Origin of the sequence: Aestuariirhabdus haliotis, from assembly GCF_023509475.1 — a bacterium.
Classification (GTDB): Bacteria; Pseudomonadota; Gammaproteobacteria; order Pseudomonadales; family Aestuariirhabdaceae; genus Aestuariirhabdus; species Aestuariirhabdus haliotis.
On the sequence record NZ_JAKSDZ010000124.1, the window covers coordinates 1 to 314 of the forward strand.

Below are 314 nucleotides of genomic sequence, written 5' to 3' on the forward strand. Positions count from 1 at the left end.
GAATCGACACGTCGACGCATCCAGTCCATGGGCGTGCGGCCGTTGGTGTAGGTAATGGAGACCTGACGTCCATGACCTTCTCGTGTGTCCGCCGATGCCGGGTTGCGCATGCAGCGGGTTTTGATGTCGCAGTGGCGACAGTCGGTTAACTTACCCTCAAAGAAGAGTTTGCGTTTGCCATGCTCATCGGCGGTTTCATTCTTCAGCCAGAGCTCATTTCCCATGGGGCAGTGACAGGTTTTGTTTCGTTTGTTGAAGCTAAACTCCGTCGACGGTATCACTTTCATCACGCCCTTGACGGTATCTTGATGACG

General features: G+C 53.8%; 1 protein-coding gene. It reads right to left on the minus strand.

What is annotated here, in order from left to right:
• Positions 1–314 (minus strand): transposase (locus MIB40_RS19540; RefSeq protein ID WP_249697191.1); only part of this gene is annotated, 314 nt, incomplete at both ends.